27 protein-coding genes and 1 pseudogene are annotated in these 20,526 nt (G+C 64.6%); 2 read left to right on the top strand and 26 right to left on the bottom strand.

Annotated features, from left to right (window positions below):
* Nucleotides 1–120: 120 nt before the first annotated feature.
* The 11 genes and pseudogenes from AC1Y2B_RS00240 to AC1Y2B_RS00190 all read right to left on the bottom strand — a co-directional run bounded on the left by AC1Y2B_RS00240 (nt 121) and on the right by AC1Y2B_RS00190 (nt 6,512).
* The gene (locus tag AC1Y2B_RS00240) at nt 121–456 is read right to left on the bottom strand and encodes a hypothetical protein (protein ID WP_482251024.1); all 336 of its coding nucleotides are present in this window, start codon (nt 454–456) and stop codon (nt 121–123) included.
* Complete coding sequence (locus AC1Y2B_RS00235; protein WP_482251023.1) at nt 453–917, bottom strand: DUF3291 domain-containing protein; 465 nt, start codon at nt 915–917, stop codon at nt 453–455. The genes AC1Y2B_RS00240 and AC1Y2B_RS00235 overlap by 4 nt, the downstream gene beginning before the upstream one ends.
* 6 nt (nt 918–923) lie before the next feature.
* Nucleotides 924–2,219, bottom strand: a complete 1,296-nt coding sequence (gene nuoF, locus AC1Y2B_RS00230) for an NADH-quinone oxidoreductase subunit NuoF (protein WP_482251022.1) — start codon at nt 2,217–2,219, stop codon at nt 924–926.
* Between the two features lie 34 nt (nt 2,220–2,253).
* Entirely contained in the window at nt 2,254–2,463 is a 210-nt protein-coding gene (locus tag AC1Y2B_RS00225; RefSeq protein WP_482251021.1) for a DUF5337 family protein, read from the bottom strand.
* A gap of 7 nt (nt 2,464–2,470) precedes the next feature.
* Nucleotides 2,471–2,728, bottom strand: a complete 258-nt coding sequence (locus AC1Y2B_RS00220) for a hypothetical protein (protein ID WP_482251020.1) — start codon at nt 2,726–2,728, stop codon at nt 2,471–2,473.
* A 35-nt stretch (nt 2,729–2,763) separates the two neighbouring features.
* Nucleotides 2,764–3,462 (bottom strand): annotated as a pseudogene (gene nuoE, locus AC1Y2B_RS00215) (NADH-quinone oxidoreductase subunit NuoE); the annotation flags it as partial.
* A gap of 43 nt (nt 3,463–3,505) precedes the next feature.
* Nucleotides 3,506–3,778, bottom strand: coding sequence for a hypothetical protein (locus AC1Y2B_RS00210; protein WP_482251019.1), 273 nt, complete (start codon nt 3,776–3,778; stop codon nt 3,506–3,508).
* On the bottom strand, nt 3,775–5,016 hold the full coding sequence (locus tag AC1Y2B_RS00205) for an NADH-quinone oxidoreductase subunit D (protein ID WP_482251018.1): 1,242 nt from the start codon (nt 5,014–5,016) through the stop codon (nt 3,775–3,777). The genes AC1Y2B_RS00210 and AC1Y2B_RS00205 overlap by 4 nt, the downstream gene beginning before the upstream one ends.
* Nucleotides 5,017–5,019: 3 nt before the next feature.
* The gene (locus AC1Y2B_RS00200; RefSeq protein WP_482251017.1) at nt 5,020–5,613 is read right to left on the bottom strand and encodes an NADH-quinone oxidoreductase subunit C; all 594 of its coding nucleotides are present in this window, start codon (nt 5,611–5,613) and stop codon (nt 5,020–5,022) included.
* A gap of 9 nt (nt 5,614–5,622) precedes the next feature.
* Nucleotides 5,623–6,147, bottom strand: coding sequence for a NuoB/complex I 20 kDa subunit family protein (locus AC1Y2B_RS00195; protein WP_482251016.1), 525 nt, complete (start codon nt 6,145–6,147; stop codon nt 5,623–5,625).
* Nucleotides 6,147–6,512 carry an NADH-quinone oxidoreductase subunit A gene (locus AC1Y2B_RS00190; protein WP_482251015.1) on the bottom strand — a complete coding sequence of 122 codons (366 nt, stop codon included), beginning with the start codon at nt 6,510–6,512 and terminating at the stop codon, nt 6,147–6,149. Before AC1Y2B_RS00190 ends, AC1Y2B_RS00195 begins: the two co-directional genes overlap by 1 nt.
* Nucleotides 6,513–6,743: 231 nt before the next feature.
* Between AC1Y2B_RS00190 and AC1Y2B_RS00185 the strand changes: the two genes are divergently transcribed.
* On the top strand, nt 6,744–7,199 hold the full coding sequence (locus AC1Y2B_RS00185; RefSeq protein ID WP_482251014.1) for a CreA family protein: 456 nt from the start codon (nt 6,744–6,746) through the stop codon (nt 7,197–7,199).
* 237 nt (nt 7,200–7,436) lie between these two features.
* Here the strand turns inward: AC1Y2B_RS00185 and AC1Y2B_RS00180 are convergent, their stop codons facing one another.
* The 15 genes from AC1Y2B_RS00180 to AC1Y2B_RS00110 all read right to left on the bottom strand — a co-directional run bounded on the left by AC1Y2B_RS00180 (nt 7,437) and on the right by AC1Y2B_RS00110 (nt 19,329).
* Complete coding sequence (locus tag AC1Y2B_RS00180) at nt 7,437–7,631, bottom strand: hypothetical protein (RefSeq protein ID WP_482251013.1); 195 nt, start codon at nt 7,629–7,631, stop codon at nt 7,437–7,439.
* 2 nt (nt 7,632–7,633) lie between these two features.
* Complete coding sequence (gene scpB / locus AC1Y2B_RS00175) at nt 7,634–8,287, bottom strand: SMC-Scp complex subunit ScpB (RefSeq protein WP_482251012.1); 654 nt, start codon at nt 8,285–8,287, stop codon at nt 7,634–7,636.
* A complete protein-coding gene (locus AC1Y2B_RS00170) occupies nt 8,284–9,105 on the bottom strand; it encodes a segregation and condensation protein A (protein ID WP_482251011.1) in 822 nt (273 codons plus the stop codon). Before AC1Y2B_RS00170 ends, scpB begins: the two co-directional genes overlap by 4 nt.
* Nucleotides 9,092–10,111, bottom strand: coding sequence for a beta-N-acetylhexosaminidase (gene nagZ / locus AC1Y2B_RS00165; RefSeq protein ID WP_482251010.1), 1,020 nt, complete (start codon nt 10,109–10,111; stop codon nt 9,092–9,094). Before nagZ ends, AC1Y2B_RS00170 begins: the two co-directional genes overlap by 14 nt.
* Nucleotides 10,108–11,007 carry an SPOR domain-containing protein gene (locus AC1Y2B_RS00160; RefSeq protein ID WP_482251009.1) on the bottom strand — a complete coding sequence of 300 codons (900 nt, stop codon included), beginning with the start codon at nt 11,005–11,007 and terminating at the stop codon, nt 10,108–10,110. The genes nagZ and AC1Y2B_RS00160 overlap by 4 nt, the downstream gene beginning before the upstream one ends.
* 69 nt (nt 11,008–11,076) lie before the next feature.
* Nucleotides 11,077–12,822 (bottom strand): arginine--tRNA ligase, encoded by a 1,746-nt coding sequence (argS, locus tag AC1Y2B_RS00155; protein WP_482251008.1) that lies wholly within the window; start codon nt 12,820–12,822, stop codon nt 11,077–11,079.
* A gap of 126 nt (nt 12,823–12,948) precedes the next feature.
* On the bottom strand, nt 12,949–13,293 hold the full coding sequence (locus tag AC1Y2B_RS00150) for a 3TM-type holin (protein ID WP_482251007.1): 345 nt from the start codon (nt 13,291–13,293) through the stop codon (nt 12,949–12,951).
* A 23-nt stretch (nt 13,294–13,316) separates the two neighbouring features.
* Nucleotides 13,317–13,931 (bottom strand): holin-associated N-acetylmuramidase, encoded by a 615-nt coding sequence (locus tag AC1Y2B_RS00145; protein WP_482251006.1) that lies wholly within the window; start codon nt 13,929–13,931, stop codon nt 13,317–13,319.
* Nucleotides 13,932–14,017: 86 nt separating this feature from the next.
* Complete coding sequence (gene ccmE / locus AC1Y2B_RS00140) at nt 14,018–14,470, bottom strand: cytochrome c maturation protein CcmE (RefSeq protein ID WP_482251005.1); 453 nt, start codon at nt 14,468–14,470, stop codon at nt 14,018–14,020.
* Between the two features lie 21 nt (nt 14,471–14,491).
* Entirely contained in the window at nt 14,492–15,520 is a 1,029-nt protein-coding gene (argC, locus tag AC1Y2B_RS00135; protein WP_482251004.1) for an N-acetyl-gamma-glutamyl-phosphate reductase, read from the bottom strand.
* Nucleotides 15,521–15,631: 111 nt separating this feature from the next.
* Nucleotides 15,632–16,309 (bottom strand): TIGR00266 family protein, encoded by a 678-nt coding sequence (locus tag AC1Y2B_RS00130; RefSeq protein WP_482251003.1) that lies wholly within the window; start codon nt 16,307–16,309, stop codon nt 15,632–15,634.
* An 87-nt stretch (nt 16,310–16,396) separates the two neighbouring features.
* Nucleotides 16,397–17,140 (bottom strand): DUF1684 domain-containing protein, encoded by a 744-nt coding sequence (locus AC1Y2B_RS00125; RefSeq protein WP_482251002.1) that lies wholly within the window; start codon nt 17,138–17,140, stop codon nt 16,397–16,399.
* A complete protein-coding gene (locus AC1Y2B_RS00120; RefSeq protein ID WP_482251001.1) occupies nt 17,137–17,748 on the bottom strand; it encodes a tyrosine-protein phosphatase in 612 nt (203 codons plus the stop codon). The genes AC1Y2B_RS00125 and AC1Y2B_RS00120 overlap by 4 nt, the downstream gene beginning before the upstream one ends.
* Before the next feature lie 210 nt (nt 17,749–17,958).
* Nucleotides 17,959–18,246 (bottom strand): BrnA antitoxin family protein, encoded by a 288-nt coding sequence (locus tag AC1Y2B_RS00115; RefSeq protein WP_482251000.1) that lies wholly within the window; start codon nt 18,244–18,246, stop codon nt 17,959–17,961.
* A gap of 270 nt (nt 18,247–18,516) precedes the next feature.
* Nucleotides 18,517–19,329 (bottom strand): glutamate racemase, encoded by an 813-nt coding sequence (locus AC1Y2B_RS00110; protein ID WP_482250999.1) that lies wholly within the window; start codon nt 19,327–19,329, stop codon nt 18,517–18,519.
* Between the two features lie 196 nt (nt 19,330–19,525).
* On the opposite strand from AC1Y2B_RS00110, the gene AC1Y2B_RS00105 reads away from it, so the two are divergent.
* Nucleotides 19,526–20,419: a LysR family transcriptional regulator gene (locus AC1Y2B_RS00105; protein ID WP_482251269.1), complete on the top strand. Its 894-nt coding sequence runs from the start codon at nt 19,526–19,528 to the stop codon at nt 20,417–20,419.
* Nucleotides 20,420–20,526 lie beyond the last annotated feature (107 nt).

The raw sequence follows: 20,526 nt of genomic DNA, 5'->3' as shown, positions 1-20,526 counted from the left end.
TCCGGACTGGCGGCGCCCCGGCCGCGAGGGGGGCGCTGAAAGGAAGCGGCAGCCGGTAGGCTGACCGACCTTGGCCTGACATGCCATAACACGGCGCGGATAGAGGATAAACGCCGCCGCTCACAGGCAATCTCCGCCGAAAAGCCATGCATTGGGCAGCGAAAAGCGGCCGGTGGCCGCCGGGTCCAGCGGGCGATTGTACTGCGCGCAATAGGCTTGCGCCGCCGCTTTGGCCAGCGCGCCGTCGGAATAGTCCAGATCGCGGCGATTGAGGCGGGTGACGCGCAGCGAGGTGGCGCCGTTCTGCTGGCGGTTGACCACGAAGCTTTGCGGGCCGAGTTTCACGGTCTGCGCCCGCCCGTCCGCCGGCGGCAGGGTCAGGGGCGCAAGGGGGGCGGTGGTGTCCACACAGGCCGACAGCAGGACACCGGCAAGACAGGCACGGGCGGCGGTCATCTGGCGGCCCTTTGCGCATCAAGCCATTTGAAGTCGTAGACCGCCGCCGAGGGGCCGTTGGCGGCCAGTTCGGCCAGCTTGGCCTTGGCCTCGGCCATGGTGGGTCTGGCGGCGCGATCCACGGGCCAAATCACATAGACCGGGCCCTGCATGGGTTCAAACCACTCTGCCCGCTTGCGCAGGAAGACACCGTGCAGAGTCTTGTGGACGAAGTGGCGCAGGCTGTCGGGGTCTTCCCAGACCGAGACCGAAGAGGCGATCAGCGGGTCATCGGCGTCAATCGCCTCGAATGTGCCGGATGCATCGGTGCGGCTGACCGGAGAGGTCAGGCGCCAAATGAACCCCGGGGAGCGTTCGGCGATGGCATTGACCGCGTCAATGCCATCGACAAACTCTGCCACGCGCGGGTCGCCTGCCGGGTGCAGCAGGCGCGCAAGGTTCACATGGGCAACCGGACCCATCACAGGTCACTCGGCAGCGATGGCGCTGACCCGGCCGGTCTTCTTGTACTTGATGCGGTCTTCGATTTCATTGCGGAAGGCTTTGACCAGCCCTTGAATGGGCCAGGCCGCCGCATCGCCAAGCGCACAGATCGTGTGGCCTTCGACCTGCTTGGTGACCGACAGAAGCATGTCGATCTCTTCCAATTCGGCCTCGCCCTTCACCAGACGTTCCATCACGCGCATCATCCAGCCGGTGCCTTCGCGGCAGGGCGTGCATTGGCCGCAGGATTCGTGCTTGTAGAACTTGGACAGGCGCCAGATCGCCTTGATGACGTCGGTCTGCTGATCCATCACGATGACCGCCGCCGTGCCAAGGCCCGACTTCTGCTCGCGCAGCCAGTCGAAATCCATGATGGCGCTGTCGCATTGCGTGGCCGTCAGCATCGGCACCGAGGAACCCCCGGGAATGACCGCCTTGAGGTTCTTCCAGCCACCGCGCACGCCGCCGCAGTGTTCCTCCAGCAGTTCGCGCAGGGTGATCGACATGGCTTCTTCAACGACGCAAGGGTTGTTGACGTGGCCCGAGATGCCGAACAGCTTGGTGCCGGTGTTGTTGGGGCGACCAAAGCCTGCGAACCATTCCGCGCCGCGCCGCAGGATGGTGGGGACAACGGCGATCGATTCGACATTGTTCACCGTGGTCGGGCAGCCGTAAAGGCCCGCGCCGGCCGGGAACGGCGGCTTCATGCGCGGCATGCCCTTCTTGCCCTCAAGGCTTTCCAGAAGGGCGGTTTCTTCGCCGCAGATATAGGCCCCTGCCCCATGGTGCAGGTACAGATCGAAATCATAGCCCGACCCGCAGGCGTTCTTGCCCAAGAGGCCCGCGTCGTAGCATTCGTCAATCGCCGACTGCAGCGCTTCGCGTTCGCGGATGTATTCGCCGCGGATGTAGATGTAGCAGTCATGCGCGCCCATCGCGAACGAGGCGATCAGGGCGCCTTCGATCAGGGTGTGGGGATCATGGCGCATGATCTCGCGGTCTTTGCAGGTGCCGGGTTCGGATTCGTCGGCGTTGATCACGAGATACGAGGGCCGGCCGTCCGACGCCTTCGGCATGAAGGACCACTTCAACCCGGTGGGAAAGCCCGCGCCGCCGCGCCCGCGCAGGCCCGAGGCCTTGACGATCTCGACAATCTTGTCACGGCCCAAAGCCAGAATGCCGGCGGTTCCGTCCCAATGGCCACGCTTGCGCGCGCCCGCAAGACTGCGGTCGTGCATGCCGTAGAGGTTGGTAAAGATGCGGTCCTGATCCTTGAGCATCTGCCCGTTCCTTCATGTCCGGCCCGAAAGCCCGTTATGTCTGACGCTTGCGCCAGAGCCTTACCGTTGCAGCCATCGCCCAGATGAACGCGGCACCGGCGGACAGGTCCGCCAGAAAGATGTACTTGGGCGGCCAAGCCAATTGCCCGCCCAGATATTCGACCCCCATCCACAGGACCACCGCCACAACGATGACCACGGCGATCTGCCGGGCCTGTGCGGTGTGCTGGTCCTTGGGGGGCATCATCGCCTCAATGCCCGTGGTGGCCGTGGCCGTGGCCGTGGCCGTGGCCGTGGCCGTGGTCGTCACCCTGCGGCGGCACGTCCCAGAACTGGGCCAGCACCACGGCATAGACGACGAACACCACCGCGCCAAACAGCAGCGCCACTTGCAGGGTCAAGCCGGCCAGCCAGGTTGCCACGGCGGCGGCGATGACCGCTGCCACCAGCGCCCAAAGCCAGTTCGACGCCCGCGCGCCTTCGGATTCCCCGGCGGAATGATCGCTCATGTCGCTGCCCCTTATGCTGTCGCCCGGCCCTTGAGCCAGGGTGTGAGGATCGGAACCTCGGTTCCGTCAATGCGCTTGACCGTGTCGCCGATATCCACCGCAGCTTGCGCCGAGGCGTTGTATTGCTTCTTGCCGGATTCGAAATCCTTCAAGCTGGTCAGACCCGACAGCGGTTCGGCGGCATAGCGGCCGTTTTGCGGGCCGGGCACCGGAACCTCGCCCTTCGAGAAGCGGGCGATCAGGTCGCGCAGCTTGTCGGCCGTCAGGTCTTCGTAATAATCCTTGCCGATCTGGGCCATCGGCGCATTGGCGCAGGCGCCCATGCACTCGACTTCCTCCCAGCTGAACTTGCCATCGGCAGACAACGTATGGGCGGAGGGGGAGATCAGTTCCTTGGCCACTGCCACCAGCTCCTCGGCCCCGCAGATCATGCAGGAGGTCGTCCCGCAAATCTGGATATGGGCAACGGAACCAACGGGTTGCAGCTGGAACATGAAGTAGAAGGTCGCCACTTCCAGCGCCCGAATATAGGCCATGCCCAGCATATCCGCGATATGTTCAATCGCCGGACGGGTCAGCCAACCCTCCTGCTCCTGCGCACGCCACAGAAGCGGAATGATCGCCGAAGCCTGACGCCCCGCCGGATATTTGGAAATCTGCCCCTGCGCCCATTCGAGGTTCTTTTCGGTGAAGGCGAAGGACGCGGGCTGGTCTTTGTGAAGGCGGCGCAGCATCAGCAGGTTCTTTCCATGGAAAGCGAAAGGAAGGAGGCGCGGGTCATTTGCAAAGCTCCGGCACCAAGGTCAAGTTCATGTCTTTGTCCACCGTCATCTTGCCTTCGTCCTTCAGCCTTTGGACGACCGCAGAGGCCTCCTCTGCCGAAAGGCCCGAGGCTTTGATGATGGGCTGGGAATTGTCGGGCGATACGATGCAGCCTGCCGTCTTGACCGCCGCCACAAAGGCCGCAATCTCTTCCGGCTTTGGCCCACCTTCGGCCAAGACGGGAAGACCTGCCAGGGTCAGGGCAGCGATCAGCAGGCCGAATTTCACCGGTCCACCTCACCAAAGACGATGTCCATGGTGCCGATGATGGCCGAGACGTCTGCCAGTTGGTGGCCTTTGCACATGAAATCAAGCGCTTGCAGGTGCAGGAAGCCCGGGGCGCGGATCTTGGCGCGGTAGGGTTTGTTGGTGCCGTCGGCCACGAGGTAGACGCCGAATTCTCCCTTGGGCGCCTCGACCGAAGCATAGACTTCCCCGGCCGGGACGTGGAAGCCTTCGGTGTACAGCTTGAAGTGGTGGATCAAGGCTTCCATCGAGGTCTTCATCTCGCCGCGCTTGGGCGGCGACAGCTTGCCACGCGCCATGACGTCGGTCCTGGCGGCAGGCTCGCGCAGTTTGGCGACGGCCTGGCGGATGATCTTGGTCGATTCCGCCATTTCCGCCATCCGAACCAGATAGCGGTCATAGCAGTCGCCGTTCTTGCCGATGGCGACCTTGAAGTCGAACTCGTCATAAAGCTCGTAGGGTTGGCTGCGGCGCAAATCCCATGCCAGACCCGAACCGCGCGCCATGACGCCCGAGAAGCCCCAGTCCTGCACATCCTGTTCGGTGATGATGCCGATGTCGGCATTGCGCTGCTTGAAGATGCGGTTTTCGGTCAAGAGGCCGTGCAAGTTGTCCAGAACCTGCGGGAATTCATCGCACCAGGTGTCGATATCATCGAGCATCTTTTCCGGGATGTCCTGATGGACACCACCGGGGCGGAAATACGCGGCGTGCAGACGGGCGCCCGAGGCACGTTCGTAAAAGCCCATCAGCTTTTCGCGTTCTTCAAAGCCCCAGAGCGGCGGGGTCAGCGCGCCCACGTCCATGGCTTGCGTCGTGGTGTTAAGGATGTGGTTCAGCACGCGGCCGATTTCCGAGAACAGCACGCGGATCAGGCTGGCGCGGCGCGGAATGACGGTGCCGGTCAGCTTTTCAATCGCGAGGCACCAGGCATGTTCCTGATTCATCGGCGCCACGTAATCGAGGCGGTCGAAGTAGGGCAGGTTCTGCAGGTAGGTGCGGCTTTCCATCAGCTTTTCGGTGCCGCGATGCAGCAGGCCGATATGGGGGTCACAGCGCTCGACAATCTCGCCGTCAAGCTCCAGCACCAGACGCAAAACGCCATGTGCTGCAGGGTGTTGCGGGCCGAAGTTGATGTTGAAGTTGCGGATGCGCTGCTCGCCGGTGATCAGGTCCACCGAGCCGTCGTCATAGGTGTTCACGCGGATATCGCCGTCCATGGCTCAAGCCTTCTTTTCGTCGCCGGGAAGGATGTAGTGCGCACCCTCCCACGGGGACATGAAATCGAACTGACGGTATTCCTGCACCAGTTTCACCGGTTCGTAGACGACGCGCTTTTGCACCTCGTCATAGCGGACTTCGGTGTAGCCGGTGGTCGGGAAATCCTTGCGCAGCGGGTGGCCCCGGAAGCCATAGTCGGTCAGGATGCGGCGCAGGTCGGGGTGGCCCGAGAACAGGATGCCGAACAGGTCGAACACCTCACGCTCAAACCAGTTGGCTGCCGGATAGACCGGGATCAACGAGGGCACCATGCCGGTTTCGGCCACGTCGGTTTTGACGCGGACGCGGCCGTTGGTGTACATCGACAGCAGGTGATAGACCACGTCGAAGCGGTTGGGACGTTCGGGGTGGTCGACGGCGGTGATGTCGACGAGGCTGGTCATCCGCGTGGCGGGATCGGACTTCAGGAAGCCCATCAGGTCCAGCAGGTTGCCCAGGGCCACGGTGACAGTCAGTTCGCCAAACGCCTCAACCGCCGAGGAAACCCCCGGGCGGGTGGACAAGGCGGCGCCAAGTTCGGTCAGGTTCAATGCCATGATGCCCCCTTAACGGACCAAAGTGCCGGTGCGGCGGATTTTGCGCTGCAGCTGCAGGATGCCGTACAGCAGCGCCTCAGCCGTCGGAGGGCAGCCGGGGATGTAGATGTCGACGGGCACGATGCGGTCGCAGCCACGCACGACGGAGTAGCTGTAGTGGTAATAGCCGCCGCCATTGGCGCAGGACCCCATCGAGATCACATAGCGCGGTTCCGGCATCTGGTCATAGACTTTGCGCAAAGCCGGGGCCATTTTGTTGGTCAGGGTGCCGGCGACGATCATCAGGTCGGATTGGCGCGGCGAGGCGCGGGGGGCGGTGCCAAAGCGTTCAAGGTCATAGCGCGGCATCGAGACGTGGATCATCTCAACCGCGCAGCAGGCGAGGCCAAAGGTCATCCAGTGCAGGGACCCGTTGCGCGCCCAGTTGATGATGTCTTCGGTCGAGGTCAGCAGGAAGCCCTTGTCCTGAAGTTCGGCATTCAGGGCCTGGGTGGCAACCTCGCGGTCAGCGCCCGCCGTATTCGCGCCAGTCATCACGCCCATTCCAAAGCCCCCTTCTTCCATTCATAGGCAAAGCCCACCGTCAGCACGCCCAGGAACACCATCATCGACCAGAAGGCCACCATCGACAGCGTGCCAAAGGCCACGGCCCAGGGGAACAGGAAGGCCACTTCAAGGTCGAAGATGATGAACAGGATCGAGACGAGGTAGAAGCGCACGTCGAACTTCATCCGGGCATCGTCAAAGGCGTTGAAGCCGCATTCGTAGGCCGAGAGTTTTTCCGAATCCGGGTGGCGCACGGCGATGATGGCAGCGGCAAGGATCAGCACGATCCCAAGGCCGCCCGCCACGCACATAAGCACCACGATGGGCAGATAGTCACGCAGAAGAGTGTCCACGAAGGGCTCCTTCAACCGATTTGGGGGGACGCCGGACCGGGACCCCCAGATGTTTGGCCCCGTTTAGCGCCAGCCCTTGCCGGGGTCAACCAAAGCCGGGGGGATTTTGGTCGCACAACGGGGATTTGACTGATTTCGGGCGCTGGCCGGGGCGCGGGTTTTGCCCCCAGCCCTTGCGACCGCCGCCACCGGTTCCGATATCCACGACAGTCCCAACTTGAAGGTCCCGACATGCAATGGCTCGCCCCGCTGTTCCTCGCCCTCTCCCTGTCGCCCGCCTTCGCCGAGGAGGTCGGCCGCGTCGGGGTCGACTGGACCGGCAATGACATCGTGGTCGAGGCGATTCCCGATCCCAAGGTCGAGGGCGTGACGTGCCACGTCGCCTATTTCGACCGCTCGGTTCTGGACCGGCTGTCGAATGGCAACTGGTTCGAGGACCCATCGAATTCCTCGATCGCCTGCCGTCAGACCGGGCCTTTGAAGATCGGCAACATCGACAGGTCGGCCGAAGGCGAGGATGTCTTTTCGCGCTCTACCTCGTTGGTCTTCAAGTCGCTGAACGTGACGCGGATCTTCGACCAGAAGAACCAGGTGCTGATCTATCTGACCCACGCCAATGACCTGAGCCAGGGGAGTGCGAAGATGTCGATTTCCACCGTGCCGCTTTATGGTGCGGTCAAGAATTGACACCGGTCACTTTGTGACCACGGCGGGGAGGCCAGCCTCCCCGTGCCCCTCCGGAGTATTTCCAAAGGAGCAAATGGAAGAGGTGCAGCGCCCCCTGCGTCTCGCTCGCGCCAGATATCCCACGGGAGGGTGATGAGCGATCAGAAATCCTGCAGTGGAGGATTTCCGCGACGAACGCTGCGCCCGTGGCGCGGCGGGGGGAGGGTGTGAAACCCTACCGGCGGCCAGACAGGGGCGCTAGCGCAGCAGTCTGCGCGCAATCCGGGCGGCTTGGCTGACCCTTCGGCCGGCCTGGCGGGCGAGTTTGGCCTGACTGCGTTCTTCCGGCGTCATTTCGGCCGGCGTCTTTCCCTTGTTGGCAATATGGGTGATGCCCTTGTTGATCAACTGTCCCATCAGGCGGTTGAGGATCATCTGAATCAGTCTGTCCATCATCAGTCCTCGAACAGTTCGCTTTGGCCGGTGGCGTCGGCCTCGTCTTCGTCGTCCGAGGCGGCACCGGGCAGTGGCATCGGGCGGCTGTCCAGAAGGCCAGCGGCGCGCAGCTCCTTGATGCCGGGCAGGTCACGGGCGGATTCGAGGCCGAAATGGTCGAGGAAGGCTTCGGTGACCACGAAGGTTACCGGGCGGCCCGGGGTCATCCGCCTGCGGCCCAGCCGGATCCAGTCGAGTTCCAGCAGTTGGTCCACCGTGCCCCGGCTGACGGCGACGCCGCGGATCTCTTCGATCTCGGCCCGGGTCACCGGTTGGTGGTAGGCGACGATGGCCAGCGTTTCGATCGCGGCGCGCGAGAGTTTGCGCTGTTCGACGCTTTCCTTGCGCATCAGGTGGCCAAGATCGGGGGCGGTGCGGAAGGCGTAGGCGTTGCCGACCTTGACGAGCGTCACCCCCCTGCCCTCATACCGGCGGCGCAGGTGGGCCAGCGCCTCGGCGGGGTCGCAGCCCTCGGGCAGGCGCTGGGTCAGTTCGGCGAGGGTGACGGCTTCGGCGCTGGCGAAAAGCACGGCTTCCACCATCCGCTCTTGCGCGCCCATCGGGGGCGCCTCGAACAGGCTGCGCTCGATGGGGTCCCGGTCGGGTTCGGTCATGGCTGTCCCCCGGAGGCAAGCTTGGCGCGGACCAGCAGGGGGGCGAAGACCTCGCCCTGTTTCAGGTCGACCTGACCGCGTTTGGCCATTTCCAGCACGGCGGCGAAGGTGGCAGCGGTGGCCGAGCGGCGGCGGGCCGGGTTGGCGCCCCAGCCGTCGGGCAGGAAATTGGTCAGATCGGCCCAGGCGCCCATATAGCCCAGAAGGCCGCGCATCCGCTCCAGCGCCTGTTCCATCGTGTAGATGTTCTGGCGGTCGAAGGCATAGGGGCGGAATTCGTCGCGGGTGCGGATGCGGGCATAGGCGCGCATCAGATCCAGAAGTGTGGCCTCGAAGCGGACGGTGCGCAGGCGGTCGACCGCCTCGGGCAGGCCACGGGCGAAGAAGTCGCGGCCCTTCTGGTCGCGGGCCATCAGGCGGGCTGCCGCCTCGCGCATCGCCTGCAGGCGTTCGAGCTGGAAGGCGAGGTGGGCGGCGAGGTCTTCGGCACTTGGCCCCTCTTCGCCGGGTTCGGGGGGCAGGAGGAGGCGGGATTTGAGGTAGGCGAGCCAGGCCGCCATCACCAGATAATCGGCGGCCAGTTCGATGCGCAGGGCCTGCACGCGGTTGACGAAGGTCAGGTATTGGTCAGCCAGTTGCAGGATGGAGATCTTGCGCAGGTCGACCTTTTGCGTGCGCGACAGGCTGAGCAGCAGGTCCAATGGGCCTTCGAAGCCTTCGACATCGACAATCAGCGCCTCTGCCGCCAGACGGTCAGAGGGGGCGAGGCGGTCTGTCAGGGCCAACTGGTCCTGTGACCAGTCGTCAGTTTGGGCCATGGAATGCATCCGGCAGGATGAGGGCAAGTTCCGCCTCAAGCTGCGCGATGTCAACGGGGGACGGCGCGCGGCGCCAGGTCAGGGCGGCGGCCAGCCGCTGCAGGGTGGCGTCGGACATGGTGCCGGCTTGGCTGGCCACGGCCTGCATCTCGGCCAGATCGCCCTTGCAGTGCAGGGCGATGTCGCAGCCCGCGGCCATCGAGGCCTGCGTGCGGGCAGCGAGGTCACCTTTCAGCGCCTGCATGTTGAGGTCATCTGTCATCAGAAGGCCGTGAAAGCCGATATCCTCGCGGATCGCCTTGATCATCGCGGGGGATTGGGTGGCGGGCTTGTCGTCATAGGCGGTGAAGACCAGATGCGCGGTCATCGCCATGGGCAAGTCGTTCAGCGCCTTGAACGGGGCGAAGTCATGGGCGTTCAGGTCGGCGCGTGAGGTGTCGACGGTGGGCAGGTCGTGGTGGGTGTCGACATGGGAGCGGCCATGGCCGGGCATATGCTTCATCACCGGCAGCACCCCGCCGGCCAGAAGGCCATCGGCCACGGCGCGGGCAAGGACGGAAACCTGAGCCACATCAGAGCCGTAGCAGCGGTTCTTCAGAAACGGGTGGGTGAGGTCGGTGATCAGATCGCAGACCGGGGCGCAGTTGGCGTCGATGCCGACCGCGCGCAGTTCCCGCGCCATGATGTGATAGCGCAGTTCCATCGCGCGGGCCGCATTGGCCCCGGCGGCCCGGACGAAATCCAGCGGCGGGGTCCATTCGCGCCACTGGGGCGCGCGCAGGCGCTGGACGCGGCCGCCCTCTTGATCGACCAGAATCGGGGCATCGCGGCCGACGGTGTCGCGCAAGCTGGCGGTCAGGCGGCGCAGCTGGTCGGGCGTGCCCACGTTGCGGGCAAACAGGATGAATCCGCAGGGGTCGAACTCACGGAAAAAGGCCGCCTCGTCGCGGCCCAGCTTCAGTCCTTCACAGCCAAAGATCGCGGCGCCGCGACCGTAGACGCTCATCTTTGGGCAACCGGGATGCAATCGGCCTGTTCGGCCTGCAGGGCGGAACAGAAGCTGCGGGCGTCGGCGTCGGTGTCAAAGCCATGGGCGCGCAGGCGGTAGAACGTGCGCCCGCCGCTGGTGGCCGACTGGATGACGATGTCCTTGCCCACCATCAGATCCCCGAAGGTCAGCTTCAGCTCGGCAAACTTGGCGCGGGCGAGTTCGGGGGTCTCGAAGGCGCCCAGTTGTGCCAGCCGGGTGCCGACCGGGATCGACGCCGGGTCAAGTTCTTTGGTGGCCGAGGCTTGCGCGGACACGGTCTGCACCTTGGTCGGCGCAGCCTTGCCGCCCATTTCGGCCGGGCGCGGTTGCGGGCGGGGCGAGTGGCGGATGGCGTTGGGATCGGTGGTGACGATGGCGGCATCCTGCGCCGCAGGGTCGGTTGCAGCGGCTGTGACGGCATCGGTCAGGCTGGTGTCATCGGCGCTGGCGGTCACTGTGGCCGTGGTATCCGGGGTCGCCGCCACTGCGGCCGGTTGGGCCGGGGGTTGCGGCACGTCGGCCTCTTGCAGGGTCACGGCCTGCGGGGCCAGCGTGATCTGATCCGCCGGGGCCGCCGAGGTGCCCATCGCGGCGATGGCATTCACGGTCAGGCCCTGGTTGAGCGCCTGTTCGCCGCCCGGATCGGCGGGGGCAATCCGCATGGCCCCGGCCACCGCGCGCATCACCGGAATGCCGGTGACATCGCGCACGGCCAGACGATAGCCCCAAAAGGCCAGCCCCAGCACCAGCGTGACCGAGCAGACCGCCCCGGCAATATTCACCCAGCGCCGTGCCTTCTCGGCCAGGCGGGGATTGTCGGCATAGGGGTCGTGGTAGCCCTGTTCGAACTCGTCGTAATTGAAATCTGCCATATCGCCTCACATGCAGGCGCGATACATCGCCGCCCCCGCTTTTGCCTGCTCAATCCGGAGTGAAACGTCTTAGCGCATTTCCTCAACCGGCGTGACGCCCAAGATAGCCAATCCCGCCGAAATCACAACGCCCGTCGCACGGATGAGGGCGATTTTCGCCGATGTTGTGGCGACATTGCCCTCTTGGTAGAACCGCAAGGACGGGTCGTCGTTGCCCTTGTTCCACAGCCCGTGGAATTCGGACGCCAGTTCGTACAGGAAGAAGGCGATCCGGTGCGGTTCGTTGCCCTTGGCGGCAATTTCCACTTCGCGCGGCCATTCGGCGATCTGCTGGGCCATGTCGATCTCTGCCGGGTGCGACAAGAGGCTGAGGTCAGCCTTGGCCAGCGCCGCATCCGAGGTGTCGATGCCCGCCGCCTGCGCCTTGCGCAGGACCGAGTTGATCCGGGCGTTGGCGTATTGCACATAGAAGACCGGGTTGTCTTTCGACTGTTCCAGCACCTTGGCGAAGTCGAAATCCAAGGCCACGTCGTTCTTGCGGGTCAGCATCATGAAGCGGGTGACGTCGGCACCGGCCTGTTCGACCACATCGCGCAGGGTGACGAAGGTCCCTGCCCGCTTGGACATCTTGAACGGCTCGCCATTCTTGAACAGTTTGACCAGCTGGATCAGTTTGATGTCCAACGGCACCTTGCCACCGGACAGTGCCGCCACCGCCGCCTTCATCCGCTTGACATAGCCGCCATGGTCGGCGCCGAAAATGTCGATCAGCTCGTCAAAGCCGCGTTGGACCTTGTCGAAGTGATAGGCGATGTCGGGGGCGAAATAGGTCCAGGAGCCATCCGATTTCATCACCGGACGGTCGACGTCGTCGCCATGCGCGGTGGAGCGGAACAGGGTCTGCTGGCGCGGCTCCCAATCCTCAAGCGTTTTGCCCTTCGGCGGTTCCAGCACGCCTTCATAGATCAGCCCCGCTTCCCGCAGGGTCTGGATGGCGGCCTCGATCTTGCCGGTGCCGTAAAGCGCCTTTTCCGACGAGTAGACGTCCATCTGAACGCCCAGTTGTGCCAGATCATCGCGGATCATCTGCATCATCATCTGGGTGGCGAATTCGCGGATGTCCAAGAGCCAGACGGATTCGGGCTGGTTCAGCAGGGTATCGCCGTATTTGGCCTTCAGCGCCTCGCCCACCGGGATGAGGTAGTCGCCGGGGTACAGACCCTCGCGGATTTCAGGCTCCAGCCCGTTGGCCTCGCGGTAGCGTTCGTAAGCGGACCGCGCCAGCACATCGACCTGCGCGCCGCCGTCGTTGATGTAATATTCGCGGGTGACGTCCCAGCCGGCAAAGGCGAGGAGATTAGACAGGGCATCGCCCACCACGGCACCGCGCACATGGCCCACGTGCATCGGGCCGGTGGGGTTGGCCGAGACGAATTCGACGTTCACCTTGCGGCCAGCGCCGGCCTGCGAGCGGCCAAAGTCGCGGCCATCGGTCAGGGCGGCTTTCACCACGCCCTGCCAGACCAGATTGGACAGGCGCAGGTTGAGGAACCCGGGGCCCGCCACCTCGGCCGCCGAGATGCGCGGGTCCTTGGCAAGACGGGCGGCCAAGGCGTCGGCGATCACGCGGGGGGCTTTGCCGGCGGGCTTGGACAGCACCATCGCGGCGTTGGTCGCCATGTCGCCATGCGCCGCATCGCGGGGCGGTTCGACCGCCACATTGGCGAAGTCGAGGCCCTGCGGCAGGCTGCCCTCGGCGACCATGGCGGTCAGTTCGGCCACAACAAGGGCGCGGATATCGGCGAAGAGGTTCATCTGATCAAATCCTGTCTCACAGCCAAGGGGGATGCCAGAGAGGATCGCTCAGGTCAAGGCGGGCAAGGCGCAGAGACGCCAAGGGCGGCGCACCAGACCGGCGCGCCGCCCGCTTTTCGGGAAAGATCAGGCTTTCGGCGGCGTATCTTGCCGCATGTAATGCGCTTCGCGGGCGCCGAAGAACATGGTCAGCACCGCACCAAGCAGCCACCACAGCGGCTGCGGCATGGCGTTGAGCGCCTGCATCTGGGCTTCAAACCACGCCGGGTTGAGGCCTGCGGCAACAAAGACGCCAAGGCTGCCGAGCGCCATGAAGGGGCGCGGCAGGCGGTTGATCGCGTCGATCAGGTGATCATAGCCGGCCTTGCCAGAGGGCGTCTTGATCTGCACCTGCGGCAGCGGGCCTGCGGCGCCGGCGGTCAGATCCTCGGCTGCGGTTTCGACTTGGGTGACGATGGTGGACATGTCCATTCGGCTCTCCTTCGGGGTTGGGGTCACTTGGTCCAGGCGGCGATGCGCGCCTGATGCTGGGCGTCGGTCAGGCGCAGGGCGGGCGAGATGAAGCTTTCCGCCCGGGTGATCCAGCCGCCCTTGCCGCCATCGCGGCGGCAGGCATATTTGCGGCTGGCGGGGCGGGCATCGGCGAGGCTGTAGTAAAAGTCGCGCCGGGCCACGCCATAGCGGTCGATCAGGGATTGCGCGCCCTTGGCCGCCTCGGCCCGGGCGGCGGTCAGGGTCTGGGGGCCGATCTGGCCATCGTCCTTCAGGGGATAGCCCGCGGCCTTCAGCACGCGCTGCAAAAGCTTGACCGCCATCAGGCCCGCGTTGACATACATGTCAAAGACCGAGGGCTGGACCGGTTCGGGCAGGCGTGACAGGCCGGGACGGTCGAAGTACTGGCTCAGGAAGATTTCCACCGCATCGTCGCGGGTCAGGGCGCGGACGTCAGCCTCATCGACCTTGCCGTCATGTGTCACATCCCGGGCGAGGGCGCGCAGGGTGGCCAAGGTCACCCCGTGGTTGGTGGCCCCGCCGGGATCGGCGGGGTCGTTCACAAAGCCGCCCTCGCGGGCGACGATTTCCAAGGCAATGTCGTGGACGTTGGGCATGGGCCTCCCCCGGTGCTGCGGACCGGGGCAAGGCTCTGCCCAATGGGTTAAGATCGGTTAACCGCAGCGCACGCCGCGGCGTGGGGTCACGAACCGGGGGCCTTGTAGACGCCCTGCGCCTTCAGCGCGTCGATAACTTCCTTGGGCATGTATTTTTCATCATGCTTGGCCAGGATTTCGGTGGCGACAAAGGTGCCGTCCTGCATCTGGCCCATCGCGATGACGCCGGCGCCTTCGGCAAACAGGTCCGGCAGCACGCCCTTGTAGGACACTGGCACCGTGGTCTTGGTGTCGGTGACCTTGAAGGTGATCACATCGCCCTGATCGCGCACCAGCGAGCCGACCTCGACCAGCCCGCCCAGACGGAACTGCTCTCCCGGCCGCGGCGGCATGGTGGTGACTTGCGTGGGCGAGCGGAAGAAGTTGATGCCGTCCTTCATCGCATAGCCGATCAGCGCGGTGGACAGGGCCAATGCCACGAAGGCCACCACAATGATCTGGATGCGCCGCTTCTTCTTCAGCCCTTTGAGCCCAGCCATCAGATCCTCGCCTTCTTCAGATCACGGGAAAATCGGGGCCAGCATCAGCCCGGTGGTTTCTTCGATGCCCAGCATCAGGTTGGCATTCTGCAAGGCCTGCCCCGAAGAGCCCTTGTTGAGGTTGTCCAATACCGCAACCACCACGGCGCGTCCGGGAATTCGGTCCCCGATCACGCCGATATGACAGAAATTCGACCCGGTCACGTCACGGGTCGAGGGCAGGCTGCCGAAGGGCAGCACGCGCAGGAAGGGCTCGGCGGCGTAGGCCGTCCGCAGCGTCTCGTGGATCTGGCCGGGATTGCCCTGCACATAGACGGTGGCAAGGATGCCCCGGTTCATCGGCAGCAGATGCGGGCTGAACTGGACCTGCACCGGACGCCCGGCGACTTTCGAGAATTCCTGATCAAACTCTCCCAGATGGCGGTGCTTGCCGCCCATGGAATAGGTGTGGGTGCCGCCCGACAGTTCGGCATGCAGCAGGTTTTCCTTCAAGCTGCGCCCTGCCCCCGAGACGCCGGCCTTCAGGTCGATCATGATGCTGTCCAGATCAATCACCCCGGCGGCAATCAGCGGGCGCAGCGCAAATTGCCCGGTTGCTGCATTGCAGCCGGTGCCGGCGACCAGACGCGCAGCGGCAATTTCGGTGCGGTAGAACTCGGTCAGGCCATAGACCGCCTCGGCCTGCAAGTCGGGGTGGACATGCGGCTCGCCGTACCATTTCTGATATGCCCCGGGTTCGCGCAGACGGAAGCCCGCCGACAGATCGACGATCTTCAAGGTCTTGGGCAGATCGGCGATCACCGCCTGCGATGTGCCATGCGGCAGGGCGCAGAAGCACAGGTCGATCTTTGCGAAATCAATCTCCTCGATCTTGACCAGCTTGGGCAGGTCCAGATGGCGCAGGAAGGGGAAGACATCGGCCATGTCCATTCCGGCCTTGCGGTCGGCGGACAGGGCGGCAATTTCCATATGGGGATGGGTGGCGATCAGGCGGACCAGCTCTGCGCCTGTATAGCCCGAAGCCCCGAGGATGGCGATTTGATAGGGCATGGGCGTCTCCTCTGGCGTGGCTGTCTGCGCCTCTATTTGGCGAGGGGCGGCTGGGATGCAAGAGGAATTATGCCGCAGGGCGTGACAGGGTCATGTCATGCCCCGCAGCCCCTAATCCTTGCCGGGCATGTAGCGGGCGACTTCCTCGGCCAGATTGAGGATCGGCATGGATTGCAGCCAGATATGCCCCGGCCCGGTCAGGGTCGCCAAAAACAGCCCCTCGCCGCCGAACAGGGCGTTCTTGAAGCCGCGCACCACCTGGATGTCGAACTGGACCGAGGGGGTGAAGATGCCGACGTGGCCGGCATGGACCAGGAGCTTTTCGCCCGGCGCCAGATCCATTTCCACCTTCTCGCCCGACACATCCAGCCAGACCATGCCGGGTCCCGTGACCTTTTGCAGCATGAAGCCGTCGCCACCGAAGAAACCGGCGCCGACGCGCTTTTGCCAGAACAACTCCAGCGTCACGCTTTTCTGGGCGAAGAGGAAGGTTTCCTTGCGGCAGATCAGCGATTCCCCCGCCGCCAGCTGCCGCGCCACGATGGTGCCGGGAAAGCGCGGGGCGAAGGCCACCATGCCCTTGCCCTTCGAGGTGAAGTCGGTGACGAAAAAGCTGCCGCCGCTCAGGCTGCGCTTCAACCCCGCAAACAGGCCGCCGCCGGTGTGGGTGTCCATCGTGATGGCCTCATTCATCCAGCACATGGTGTTGGTCTGGCTGAACACCGTCTCACCGGGGTCGAGCTGAACGGTGACCGTCTGCATGACCGAGCCGTCAATCTGATAGTGCATGTCTTGCCCCCCGCGTTCGGCGCAGCCTAAGCGGGGGCCGACCGCGATTTCAACGAAAATCCCGGCGCACACGCGGCTGTGATGGGGCTAAAGCTTGCGCTCTCCGGCGCGGATGGCGAAGGGCAGACGGTTTTCGCGGGGCGGCAGCGGGCAGATGGCAAAGTCGGTGAAGGCGCAGGGCGGGTTGTGGGCGCGGTTGAAATCCAGCGTGATGGTGTCGCCCGCAGGTTCGCCGATCAGGAAGCGGCTGGCGGCGTAGGTCTCGGCGCCTGCGGTGGCATCTCGGATCACGAACATCGGCTTGCCCGCTTTCCAATGGGTGGCAAGCAGGGTCACCGCGACGCCCTCATGGGTGAAATGGGCGCGGTGGGTCAGGGTGACCTCGGTGGGCCCGGCGCCCTTCTGATCGACCGACTGCGCCTGCGGGGCGGCCAAAGCCTCCCACCGGGCGGTGATCACCCAGGCAGGGTCATAGGGGTATGACGTCAGGTTCGCCTTGGGCCGCAAGGACAGGTCGCGGACCCGCAGGGCCGGTTGACCCTCGACCGTGTGGAGTTCCAGCAACAGACCCGCGACGCGCAGGACCGGGTTTCCGCCCTGCGCTGCGAAGGTCAGCGTCTGGCCCCCTGCCGTCAGACTTGCCGTCTTTGCCGTGGCGGTCAGCACGCCCAGATGGGCGGGGCCGACCGACAGGACCAGATCATTGCCCGCAGCCGCGCCCACGCGCTGCCCACCGGGCGGGATTTCCAGCCGGTCGGTCAGGTTCAGCCAGCCATCCTCGGCCGTCAGTGCGGCCAGCCGTTCGGCTTGCCAGTCGGCGTGCGATGTCACGATTCGATCCGTTCCTTGAGGTCGATCAAGTCCACCTCGCGCAGATAGCGCGGGATGTTGGTCCAGATCGGGTGAAAGCCGAAGCCGCCTTCGATCATCTCGTCGATCGCGGCCTGACGGGACCAGCCCTCATAGAGAATGCGCCAGAGCGCGCAGATCGCGCCGGTCCGGTCCGAGCCGTGGCGGCAGTGGACCAGCACCGGGCCGGACCGCATGCCCTCGCGCAGGTCACGCATGGCCTGCACCACCTTGGCGCCGTTCTTTTCCGCCACATACCGCGATTTCATCGCCACCCGGGTCAAGGTCAGCCCGGTGCCCTCGGCCAAAGGTGTGTCGCTGACGGTTTGGCGCAGCGAGACAACGGACCGGATGCCCATGGCCTGCAGGCCGCGAAAGCCTTCGGCGTCGGGCTGGGCGCTGCGGTACAGGTGGGGGGTGACCTGAAAGAAGTTCGGCACCCCGGCCACCTCAGGCAGGACCCGCGGGGCCCAGGCCTGCGGCCGCGCCTCAAATGCCAGTCCGGGGATCGGCAGGAACGAGGCCGGGACTGCCGCCAGAAGGGTGCGGCGGCTGAGCGTGGACGGGAAGAAAGCACGAACTGCGGGCATCGGGGCCTCCTTTCGGAGGATCAGGATGGCGGGAAAAGCGGTGAAACGCAAGCAAGCGGTGTGAAAGGGGCCGGATTGCACGCGTGCAATCCAGTCTAAACGGTTGTTTTCGCGGCGTTTCGCAAAATCTGTTCATCTTTCGTTAAGATTTCGAGCGTTAAGATTTCGAGACGTGGCACTGCTGCCTCTGGCCCGCAGGAAATCCACCGGTCAATCCTGCACCAGTCCCGCCACCTTGCGCAATGCGGCGTTCACGCGGCTTTGCCAGCCGGGTCCGTCGGACTTGAAGCGTTCCACCACGTCAGGGTCCAGACGCAGGGGGACCGAGGCTTTGGTCACCCCCGCTTTCGGGCGCCCGCGCCGGACCTTGGCTTGGGCGAATTTCTCGACACGACCGGGTGTGGACAGATCCGCGATGTCGTCTTCAGGTTCGGTCTTCCGGTCGTACTCGGCTTGCGCATCAGACTCCGGGTCGGTTTCTGGCAGTTTCCAGTCCATTTGCTTCCTCATGCCGTTGATGTGCCGGGCCTTTCCCCTTGGCGTGCATACGACAGCACCCCTGGGTTCCGGCAAGAAACCCATCGTGATCAAGCGGCGCGCGCCGTGGTCTTGGCGAAGATCTTGGCCTGTCTTGCAAGGACCGGCGCACACCAATTCGGCGTCGGCCATGTCCAATCCTCGTGTAGCACGTGTTTCGTCACGCTTGGCGGGGTCGTATTCGACCTTTATTTCATGGAGTTACAACCCTGCACAGGCGCAAGCCCCCTGTCAGACGGCCTCGAATGTGATCTTGCGGCGCAGGAACTGGGTGGCCTTGCTGGAGACGTTCCGGGGATCGCCGGTGGTCAGGAACTTGTTGACCTGACCTGCACCCAGAAACTCGGGTCGGCGGTGCAGATAGTCGGCCAGGCTTTCGGCAACAAGGTTGGCTTGGGAATAGACCTTCACCTCTGGCCCCAGCGCTTCTTGAAAGGCGGCGGCCATCAGGGGGTAATGGGTGCAGCCCAGCACCGCGGCCTCGGGGTGGGGCATGCGGCGCTTGAGCGATTCGACATGAGACCGCACGAGGGCTTCGGCGAGGATCTCGTCGCCCTGTTCGATGGCGTCCACCACACCGCCGCAGGGCTGCGCCTCGACATCCACCCCGATGGCGCGGAAGGCCAGTTCGCGCTGGAACGCACGGGAGGCGACGGTGGCGGGGGTGGCGAAGAGGGCCACGTGTTTGACGGCCACTTCACGGGGCGGCGAGTTGTCGCCCCATTGGCGTTCGGTCAGCGCCTCGATCAGGGGGACGAAGACGCCCAAAACGCGCTTGTTGGGCGGAACCCAGGTTTCCTGCATGCGCTTGAGGGCTGCGGCAGAGGCGGTGTTGCAAGCCAGGATGACAAGATCGCACCCCTCGGCCCACAGACGCTCGGTCGCGGCGCAGGTCAGGTTGAAGATGTCGTCGTGGGTGCGCACGCCGTAGGGTGCATGGGCGTTGTCGCCGAAGTAGACGAAGGGAACCTCTGGCAGCCTGCGGGCCACGGCGTCCAGAACGGTCAGGCCGCCCAGACCGGAATCGAAAATGCCAACCGCCATGCTCTGCCCCTTTGCCCGGTTCCGGTGTTTTGGCCTGCACGATACCCCCAGCCGCGCCCAGAGGGAAGCGTGGCCGTCTGCCGCCGGCTTTCGCAGGGAAAGCACAGTCGGGCGGCCCAAAGCGGTTTACAGGCGGAACTTCTTGGGCCACAGAGGTCGCCATGTTAGCGTCGTATGCGGGGGAGGACTTGCCGTGATGGATTGGGACAAACTTCGCATATTTCATGCCGTGGCCGACAAGGGCTCTTTGACCCATGCCGGGGATGTGCTGCATCTGAGCCAGTCTGCCGTCAGCCGCCAGATCCGCGCGCTGGAGGAAAGCCTGTCCGTGACGCTGTTCCACCGCCACGCGCGCGGGTTGATCCTGACCGAACAGGGCGAGTTGCTGTTTGACGCGACCAGCCAGATGGTGCGGCGGCTGGAGGCGGCGGCGGCGCGGATCCGCGACAGCGAGGACGAGGTGTTCGGCGAATTGCGGGTGACGACGACCACGGGCTTTGGCACGCTGTGGCTGGCCCCGCGTCTGGCCGCCTTGTACAAGAAATATCCGGCGCTGAAGATCGACCTGATGCTGGAAGAGCGGGTGCTGGACTTGCCGATGCGCGAGGCCGATGTGGCGATCCGCATGAAGGAACCCACGCAGGCCGACCTGATCCGCAAGCGTCTGATGCAGATCCGGATGCGGCTTTATGCGACGCCGAAATATCTGGAAGAGCACGGCACCCCGCATTCGATGGAAGAGATGACCTCGCACCGGCTGATCTGCCAGCATGCGGGCACGGCGCAGGTGGCGGCGGGTGCCTTGCTGGTGGCGGAACTGATGAGCCATGACATTCCGTCGACGCTGAACGTGAACAACTATTTCGGCGTATTGCAGGCGGTGTTGAACCATCTGGGGATTGGCGTGCTGCCCGACTATGTCACGGAAGACAGCCCGCATCTGGTGCGGGTGTTGCCGGATGTGGAAAGCGGCGAGGTTCCGGTGTTTCTGGCCTATCCGGAAGAATTGCGCCATTCCAAGCGGGTGGCGGCGTTCCGCGACTTCGTGATGGAAGAGATCATGGCCTTCCGGCAGCGCCAGCAGGATTGACCTTGCCTTGAAGTGCTTGCCCGAGGGCTGATTGAGGCGTATTTTCGGGCATGGGCGGCCAAGATGCGACGCGGGGGGCGGGCTTGCCATCACGCAATGTTTCGTGA

The organism is Stagnihabitans sp. (assembly GCF_964946895.1).
This window is presented reverse-complemented; position numbering and strand designations above follow the sequence as displayed.